Annotated in this window: 10 protein-coding genes and 1 pseudogene; 8 read left to right on the forward strand and 3 right to left on the reverse strand. The window is 40.2% G+C overall.

Features of this window, described 5'->3' with window-relative positions:
* Positions 1-158: 158 nt before the first annotated feature.
* The 4 genes from HMPREF2867_RS09490 to HMPREF2867_RS09505 all read left to right on the forward strand — a co-directional run bounded on the left by HMPREF2867_RS09490 (position 159) and on the right by HMPREF2867_RS09505 (position 3,397).
* Entirely contained in the window at positions 159-590 is a 432-nt protein-coding gene (locus HMPREF2867_RS09490) for an Rrf2 family transcriptional regulator (RefSeq protein WP_070577223.1), read from the forward strand.
* Positions 591-666: 76 nt separating this feature from the next.
* The gene (locus HMPREF2867_RS09495) at positions 667-1,674 is read left to right on the forward strand and encodes an NADP-dependent oxidoreductase (RefSeq protein ID WP_070577224.1); all 1,008 of its coding nucleotides are present in this window, start codon (positions 667-669) and stop codon (positions 1,672-1,674) included.
* A 12-nt stretch (positions 1,675-1,686) separates the two neighbouring features.
* Positions 1,687-2,523 (forward strand): alpha/beta fold hydrolase, encoded by an 837-nt coding sequence (locus HMPREF2867_RS09500; protein WP_070577225.1) that lies wholly within the window; start codon positions 1,687-1,689, stop codon positions 2,521-2,523.
* Position 2,524: 1 nt separating this feature from the next.
* A complete protein-coding gene (locus HMPREF2867_RS09505) occupies positions 2,525-3,397 on the forward strand; it encodes an SDR family NAD(P)-dependent oxidoreductase (RefSeq protein ID WP_070577226.1) in 873 nt (290 codons plus the stop codon).
* A gap of 63 nt (positions 3,398-3,460) precedes the next feature.
* Here HMPREF2867_RS09505 and HMPREF2867_RS09510 read toward each other — a convergent pair whose 3' ends face one another.
* From HMPREF2867_RS09510 to HMPREF2867_RS09520, 3 genes are read right to left on the reverse strand one after another with little or no spacing between them, the layout of a single operon-like run.
* Positions 3,461-3,793, reverse strand: coding sequence for a glucuronide permease (locus tag HMPREF2867_RS09510; RefSeq protein WP_070577227.1), 333 nt, complete (start codon positions 3,791-3,793; stop codon positions 3,461-3,463).
* 13 nt (positions 3,794-3,806) lie between these two features.
* Positions 3,807-4,301, reverse strand: a complete 495-nt coding sequence (locus HMPREF2867_RS09515) for an HXXEE domain-containing protein (protein ID WP_070577228.1) — start codon at positions 4,299-4,301, stop codon at positions 3,807-3,809.
* A gap of 15 nt (positions 4,302-4,316) precedes the next feature.
* Positions 4,317-4,856 (reverse strand): TetR/AcrR family transcriptional regulator, encoded by a 540-nt coding sequence (locus HMPREF2867_RS09520; protein ID WP_256263094.1) that lies wholly within the window; start codon positions 4,854-4,856, stop codon positions 4,317-4,319.
* A 133-nt stretch (positions 4,857-4,989) separates the two neighbouring features.
* Between HMPREF2867_RS09520 and HMPREF2867_RS09525 the strand changes: the two genes are divergently transcribed.
* From HMPREF2867_RS09525 to HMPREF2867_RS11100, 4 genes and pseudogenes are all read left to right on the forward strand, one after another.
* Complete coding sequence (locus tag HMPREF2867_RS09525; RefSeq protein ID WP_070577230.1) at positions 4,990-5,892, forward strand: cation diffusion facilitator family transporter; 903 nt, start codon at positions 4,990-4,992, stop codon at positions 5,890-5,892.
* Positions 5,893-6,003: 111 nt separating this feature from the next.
* Positions 6,004-7,098: a ferrochelatase gene (gene hemH / locus HMPREF2867_RS09530; RefSeq protein ID WP_070577231.1), complete on the forward strand. Its 1,095-nt coding sequence runs from the start codon at positions 6,004-6,006 to the stop codon at positions 7,096-7,098.
* Between the two features lie 95 nt (positions 7,099-7,193).
* Entirely contained in the window at positions 7,194-8,231 is a 1,038-nt protein-coding gene (locus tag HMPREF2867_RS09535) for a zinc-binding dehydrogenase (RefSeq protein WP_070577232.1), read from the forward strand.
* Between the two features lie 6 nt (positions 8,232-8,237).
* A pseudogene (locus tag HMPREF2867_RS11100) lies at positions 8,238-8,483 on the forward strand (IS30 family transposase); the annotation flags it as partial.
* Positions 8,484-8,617 lie beyond the last annotated feature (134 nt).

Here is an 8,617-nt window from a genome sequence, read left to right on the forward strand (position 1 = left end):
CAGTGGTTTTACCCACTACAGAAATTATAGAGCCTTAATAAGAGGATCCAGTAGGGTCCTTTTTTTGTGTTTTTACAGTGAAGCAAAAGTCTTGCTTTTCTTTTTATTTGTGTTATACTTGTTCTTGTATCGGATACAAGTTATCTAAAGGAGTTTATATGGATACAAAATTTTCAGTTGCTCTACATATCCTAACCATGATTAGTGAGAGCAAGGATACCTTAAGTTCTCAAGCACTAGCAACTAGCGTTGGCACCAATGCGAGTTACATTCGAAAGGTAATCGCCTTATTGAAAAACGCTGGCTTAATTACTTCCCATCAAGGAAAAACAGGCTATCAACTTAGTAAATCGCCAAAGGACATCACCTTACTTGAAATTTATTTTGCCACACAAGAAGTCAGCCACATCAGCTTATTTCCCGTTCATCAAAATAGCAATCCGGATTGTCCAGTAGGGAAACATATCCAAGGAGCAGTTTCACCACTATTTGCTAGCGCTGAAGCTCAACTTGAGAAGGAACTAGCCCAGCAAACCTTAGAAGATGTCATTAACAATCTTTATAAAGATGCCAAACAAAAACGAAACTGATTTGCATGCAGATCAGTTTTAAAAAGACTATACTTGTATCTATATTGAATACAACCAAAATAGAAAAGAGAAGACAATGAAAGCCGCACAACACACTACTTATAACAAAAAGAATATCACACTAAACATCACAGAAGTCGCTACACCAAGTATTACAGACAAAGAAGTTTTGGTCAAAGTCACTGCAGCTGGTGTTAATCCTCTGGATAATATGATTTCCAGAGGAGAAGTCAAGATGATTGTCCCTTACAAACTCCCACAAACTGCGGGAAATGAAGTGGTCGGTATCATTGAAGAGAACGGTAGACAAGTCAAAAATCTCAAAGTTGGAGACCGTGTCTTTGGGCGTCTCCCACTTGATCATATTGGCGCCTTTGCAGAATACGTAGCTGTCGATAGTCAGGCTCTAGCCAAGGTTCCAGACTATCTTTCAGATGAGGAAGCGGCTGCTGTCCCTTTGACTGCCTTGACCATTATGCAAGCCCTAGAACTCATGGGCGCTCAAGCTGGAAAAACCATCTTTATCTCTGGTGGTACAGGCGGTGTCGGCGGTATGACCATTCCGATTGCTAAAGCTAAAGGTTTGAAGGTCATTACCAATGGGGCTGGAGATAGCGCTGAGCGTGTATTGAAGCTAGGAGCAGATCGTTTTATCGATTACAAAACAGAGGATTATACAAAAACTGTTAGCCAGGTTGATTATGTCCTTGATACTCTTGGGGGCTCTGAGACTGAAAAACAAATGTCTATCATGAAAAAAGGTGGTCAGCTTGTTTCCCTCCGTGCTATGCCAAATGGTGACTTTGCCAAACGCATGAACCTGCCAAAATGGAAACAGATCCTACTTGGACTAGCCGGTCGCAAATTTGATAAGATGGCTGACAAATATGGCGTTCACTACCATTTTATCTTTGTAGAAAGCAATGGTGGCGCTCAATTACAAGAGGTAGCTGACCTCTTTAGCAAATTAGAAATCAAACCATCTATCGATACAGTCTATCCATTTGAAGAAGTGAATAGCGCCTTAGACAAGGTCGCTAATGGTCGCTCACGTGGAAAAACAGTCCTCAGCTTTAAGAAATAAAAGGAAAAGACAATGTCATATCTTACAATTAAAAATCAATATATCACTGTCGACGGGAACAAAATCGCCTATCGCGAACTCAGCAAAGGTAAATCAAAACTACCTCTTCTGATGCTGGTCCATTTGGCAGCAACCCTCGACAACTGGGATCCAAAACTCTTGGACTTGATTGCTGAAAAGCACCATGTGATTGTGGTCGACCTTCCTGGTGTCGGTGCTAGTCAAGGAAAAGTGGCTCCAACGATTCCTGGAATGGCTGAGCAGACAATTGCCTTTATTCAAGCCCTTGGTTACGAAAAAATCAATCTCCTAGGCCTTTCTATGGGAGGTATGATTGCCCAAGAAATGATCCGAATCAAACCTAATTTGGTCAACCGTCTTATCTTGGCAGGAACAGGACCTCGAGGTGGAAAAGAGGTCGATAAGGTCACAGGGAAAACATTTAACTATATGTTTAAAGCTGGACTCGAGCGCATCGATCCTAAACGCTATATCTTCTATAACCATGATGAACAAGGGAAAATCGAAGCCTTGAAAGTTCTTGGACGAATGGGAATGCGAACCAAGGAATTTGCAGACAAAGACATGAGTGTGCCTGGTTTCTTGACTCAACTCAAAGCTATTAAACGTTGGGGGAAAGATTCTCAAGACGACCTAAGATTTATCATCCAACCAACCTTAATTGTCAATGGGGACAAGGATATGCAGGTTCCAACGGAAAATTCTTATGATATGCATGAGAAAATAAAAGATAGTAAGCTGATCATCTATCCAAATGCTGGTCACGGTTCGATCTTCCAATATGCAGAGGCGTTTTCAAAAGAACTCATTGCTTTCTTGGAGGACTAATATGGTCAAAACCATTCTAATAACAGGTGCTACGGATGGCATTGGAAAGCACTTGGCAAAGCAACTGGCCAGTGAAGGCCATCAGGTTATCCTTCATGGTCGCAATCCTCAAAAACTTGAATTGGCGCTTCAAGAGGTTCGGGCCGTTTCCCTGAGAGGCAGAGTTTCAAGCTACTTGGCAGATTTTTCAAAATTAGATGATGTTTATCGATTTGCGGAGGAAATCAAGCGAGACTTTCAAAGGATCGATGTCTTATTTAACAATGCAGGCCTGTATGCAGGAAAAGAACGAAAAGTAAGTGCTGAAAATGTCGAGTTGACTTTTATGTTATCCGTTCTCGTTCCCTATATGTTAACAACTGAGCTAAGCTCCTTGTTAGAAAAATCGGCTGACGGCCGTGTCATTACTACCTCTTCCTATATGCATCATTTTGCCAAGGTCAAGGATTTGGACTTTGGATTTGAGAACAACTACAATCCAGGATTGGCCTATAATAATTCCAAACTCTATACCATTTGGATGACACGCTATCTAGCAAGAGACTTCTTTTTAAGAGGTTCAAACATCACCATTAATACCTATCATCCTGGCTTGATTTCAACCAACTTAGGGAATAATTCTAGTGATGAAAGGACGAAAAAGTCTCTCTTCAGACGCTTGATGAAGTCTCTTTCGAAAGATCTAGATCAGGGAATCGAAACAGGTTATTATCTCACCTTGTCAGAGGAAGTCAGGGGCTTGACTGGCTACTATTTTGATGAAAAGAAAGTCAAGTCGGTATCTGAAAAAGGCTATTCATTTGAAAAAGCACAGAAATTAATGGATTACTGCCTAGAAAAGATTAAACTGTTTAAAGAAAAGCAAGATTTTTAATTCCTTATTGATTTCGTAACTACCAAAAAACTCAAGTTTTCATTGATAAAACTTGAGTTTTTCTTAGATAAGGGCTAATAAAGTGGTAAGAATCAGAGCAATTCCGATCCGAATGACATGGTGGGCTAGATGGAAGTTTTCTTTGTGCTTGCCATTCCAATAGGCTCCGTAGCAAATCAAGCTAACTCCGATCAGCCAAATGAATAAAGCAACAATCGGCAAAAGGAAGTAGAGGATGAGAGAGAAGGTCGCAAGGCTACTTCCTATAAAAAGTAGGTAAATTCCAAGGGTCTTCTTGCCCTTTTTTAATTCGGAAAGGCTGACTAATAAATGAAGAAGAGCAAAAACAAGGGCTAAGAAGACTGTGATGATGCTAAAGATGGGATAAAGTGACATAGATGTTTCCTTTCTAAGATATGATTGTCTGAGTGCTATTTTTATGACTGATTTTATTAAGAATCATAAATGATACTACAAGATTTAAAACGATAACCAGTAAAGTCAAAAAAGAGTAACCATAGAGTTTGACTGAAATTTCAATTTTTTTTAGAAATGCGATGGAGAATAAGCTCGTTAAAATGCCCGTTAACAAGCCAGGAACATATTTTAGAAGGACAATTGTCTGAATCAGATGTCCGAAAATATGGTAGATATAAGCAATTACAATGGTTGCGTAAATAGTATAGTTGCTAAACTGATAGCTAAGAAAAAGTGATAGAAGCAGGATCAGAAACTGCTCCAAGACAATGGCATTGAAAGTAAAAGGAGTGTAATAAGAAAGGAATCGAATATCTGGAAACTGTGCTGATAGTTTTTTGACAAAGGATGGCATCCATATGATTTCCTCAAGTTCGTGAAGCATGAATAAGGCTGGAAAGAGAAAATAAAATTGAGTGAGGGTCATTAAAAAAACTACTTTCTAGTTTGAACCAACTTTCAGTATCTCCAAATAAAACTGGACTACTTCTTGCTCGCTATAGGACTTGCCTTTTTTCAACCACCAGCTGAGGGTTTCAATGAAATGGCTGACGACCAGATGCTTGAGATAGGAGTGAGGGATGGTTGGGTGCGATTGAATCAGCTCCTCGGCAACCATTGGATAGACATCATGTTCTAGCTCTTTTCGCAGTTGCCGGATAAAATAATCATTTTTGGAGAGTAAGAGACTGGTTACATGGTCTTGATTTTTCTTAAAATGTTGAAAGATATGTGCTAGGTAGTCTTGTGGAGAGAGGTGTTGAGCACGCTCAAACAAATGGTGAAAGAGTTTTTGGCAGAGCTCATCCAGTAGTAACTCTTTGCTCTCATAATGGCTGTAAAAGGTCGAACGTCCTACATCAGCCAAGTCAATAATCTCCTGAACGGTGATGGTCTCATAATCTTTTTGGTTAAGTAAGCGCAAGAAAGCTTGATAGATGGCTTTTCTAGTCTTGGTAATGCGACGATCTTGTGCAGTCATATGGACACTATGAACAAACTGTTCAGTAACGTACACAGCGAACGGTTTGCCCCTATCCTTTCTGTTGATAGTATTGGATAATAGATAATGAACATGATGTTCATAAATCTATTATAACAAAGGAAGAAATATAATGAAGACAAAATATGCGGTTTGGTTGGCTTTTTTATTAAATCTAAGCTTTGCCATTGTTGAATTTATTGCGGGTGGAATTTTTGGTTCTAGTGCAGTTCTCGCTGATTCGGTCCATGACTTTGGAGATGCAATCGCCATTGGCATCTCAGCTTTTCTAGAGAGCATTTCCAATCGGAAAGAAGACAGCCATTACACCTTGGGCTACAAGCGTTTTAGCCTTTTAGGTGCCATGGTGACCGCTGTGATTCTGATGACAGGGTCTGGTATGGTGATTTTAGAAAATGTAAGCAAGCTTTTCCACCCACAGCCCATCAATGACGAAGGGCTTCTTTGGTTGGGAATTATTGCTATCAGTGTCAATGTGCTGGCGAGTCTGGTCATTCGCAAGGGGCAAACCAAGAATGAATCCATTCTCAGCCTGCACTTTTTGGAAGACACCTTGGGTTGGTTGGCCGTCATCTTGATGGCCATTGTTCTCCGATTTACTGACTGGTATATCCTGGATCCGCTCCTGTCCCTTGCCATTTCCTTCTTTATTCTATCAAAAGCCATTCCACGTTTTTGGAGCACGCTCAAGATTTTCCTGGATGCTGTACCAGAAGGGGTGAACATCCAGAAGATAAAGACGGATTTGGCTGAATTGGACCATGTTGCTAGTATCAATCAGCTCAATCTTTGGACCATGGATGGTTTGGAAAAGAACGCCATTGTCCATGTTTGTCTAGAGCATGTCAACCACATGGAAGTCTGTAAAGAGTCTATCCGCACCTTGCTTAAAGACTGTGGCTTTCAAAACGTTACCATTGAGGTTGATGAAGACCTAGCGACCCACCGTGCCCACAAGCGCAATATAGAGGAGTGGGAAGTGGGTCAAAATCATAGACATGGTCACCATCATTAAGAAACGTTATTTAAACTCTTAGAGTTTGTCTCTAGGGTTTTTTTGATACTTAGTTAACTAAAGTAAGCCTTTTCATGATAAAATAGAACAAACGTGGAACAAGGAGTAATTATGAGTAAAAGAGCTGTATTGATGATGACTTTTGGGTCCCCAGAAGAGATTACCTATGAAGGAGTAGCAGAATTTTTCACAAATATACGACGTGGAGTTCGTCCCGAACCACATGAAATTCAGACCTTATATGACCATTACCTACGAATCGGTGGAACGCCGCTCCAAAGGATAACAAAGAAAGAAGTTGACTTGGTTGCTTCCGCTCTTGGAGAACAAGTGTCGGTCTACTTTGCAAATAAATTTTCCCGACCTTTTATCACTGATGTAATCAAAGAGATGGAGAATGACGGAATTGAAGAATGTTTGTGCTTGATTTTAGAGCCTCATTATTCTTACTATTCTGTCATGGGATATGAGAAATTTTTAGAAAGTGAGCAGATTAGGTTCCAAATTATCAAGAATTGGTACCAAGAACCTTCACTTCTTCACTACTGGGCTGATGAGATTAGAAATATTTTAGATCAAATTGGAGATGACAGCTATAAGGTGATTTTTTCAGCTCACAGTGTACCAGTTTTGGCCCTTGATTTTGGCGATCCTTATATCGATCAGATTTATGACAATACTCGCTTGATTGTGGAATTTTTAGGCCTTGAAGAAGACCAGTATACCAATACATGGCAGAGTGAAAGTGATATTGGTATTCCTTGGATTAAACCTGATGTCTTAGAATACCTTCATGATGAGAAGGAACACCCTGACCACTATATTTTTGCCCCGATAGCTTTTATTAGTGAGCATATTGAGGTTCTTTTTGATAATGATGTGGAGTGTAAGGAGCTTTGTCATGAGCTTGGTGTGGCCTATCACCGTCCTCCTATGCCAAATAGCGATTCTCGTTTGATTAAAGCCCTTCTTTCAACCATTCAGTCTCATATAGACGGTGACTATCGTTACTATCAACCTCAACTAGAGACTTTTGATGAGTTGGAAGCTCCTTCAAACACAGGACAGATTTTAGAAGAGGAAGCAGATATTCAGATGCCTGATTTCGTCAAAAAATTGATTGCTAAAAAAGGTCGAGAGAATGTCAAGATGCCATATCTAGTTAAGAAAATGCTTGAAAAGAAGTATGGAAAAAAATATGATTAAGTAACTAAATATGACCGTAATAGGGAGTGTTTGATGTGAGCAATTTCATGCTAAAAAGTGTATACTATCAGAAACGAAAGAATAGAGGCTATTAAATGAAATCAGCAGTTTATACCAAAGCTGGAAAAGTTGGTCTAGCAGAAATTGATCGCCCGCAAATCGTGGCAGCAGATGATGCCATTATCAAGATAGTACGTACTTGCGTTTGTGGATCGGACCTTTGGAGTTACCGTAATCCGGAAATGGAAGAAGGACATAGAAATAGCGGTCATGAGGCTGTCGGAATTGTCGAAGAAGTTGGCGAGGAAGTTACTACAGTAAAACCAGGTGACTTTGTCATTGCCCCTTTCACACATGGTTGTGGACAGTGTGATGCCTGTCGTGCTGGTTTTGATGGCTCTTGTGACAACCACCCAGGTAATAACTGGTCTGGGGGCGTGCAGGCTGAGTATATCCGTTTCCACTTTGCCAACTGGGCCCTTGTCAAAATTCCTGGGCAACCTTCAGATTATAGTGAAGGCATGCTCAAGTCACTTTTGACACTGGCTGATGTCATGCCGACGGGTTACCATGCGGCGCGTGTGGCTAATGTGCAAAAAGGTGATAAGGTGGTCGTTATCGGAGATGGGGCTGTTGGTCAATGTGCTGTCATCGCAGCTAAGATGCGTGGTGCTTCACAAATTGTCCTTATGAGTCGTCATGAAGATCGTCAAAAAATGGCTTTGGAGTCAGGTGCGACTGCAGTTGTTGCTGAACGTGGCGAAAAAGGCATTGCCAAAGTCCGTGAAATCCTCGGGGGAGGAGCAGATGCAGCTCTCGAATGTGTCGGTACAGAAGCAGCGGTAGATCAAGCTCTTGGAGTCCTTCATAATGGTGGCCGTATGGGATTTGTTGGTGTTCCACACTATGAAAACCGTGCCATTGGATCAACATTTAGACAAAATACAACGATTGGTGGCGGACCAGCCTCTGTCACAACCTATGATAAACAAGTTTTGTTAAAAGCTGTTCTTGATGGCGACATCAATCCAGGCCGAGTCTTTACGACAAGTTATAAATTGGAAGATATTAATCAAGCCTATAAAGATATGGATGAACGCAAGTCTATTAAATCTATGATTGTGATAGAGTAACGAATTAAGTCGATCACTTTTGATTGCGGAAAAGAATTTTCTAATTGGAAATCTATTTCGAATGCACATGACATTGATATTTTCTTTGCGGATCCAGGATGTCCTGAGCAACGAGGTCTCAATGAACATTCTAATGGCTTATTAAGACGAAATGGACTACCTAAACAAATGGATTTTACGAATATTTCTCAAAATTATTTATCAGCTACAGCTGATAAAAGAAATAGAATACCTAGGAAGTCTTTGAATTAACAAACACTATACCAAGTTTTTCTCTGTTACATGAAAAATCTAACTTAATTTGACAATTTAGGGAGATAAAAATAGGGAGTGAAAAAAGCCCAATCAGACAGATCTTCAAAGGAAGATTTGTTTTTTTTTTTTTT

The organism is Streptococcus sp. HMSC064H09, assembly GCF_001812625.1.
Classification (GTDB): domain Bacteria; phylum Bacillota; class Bacilli; order Lactobacillales; family Streptococcaceae; genus Streptococcus.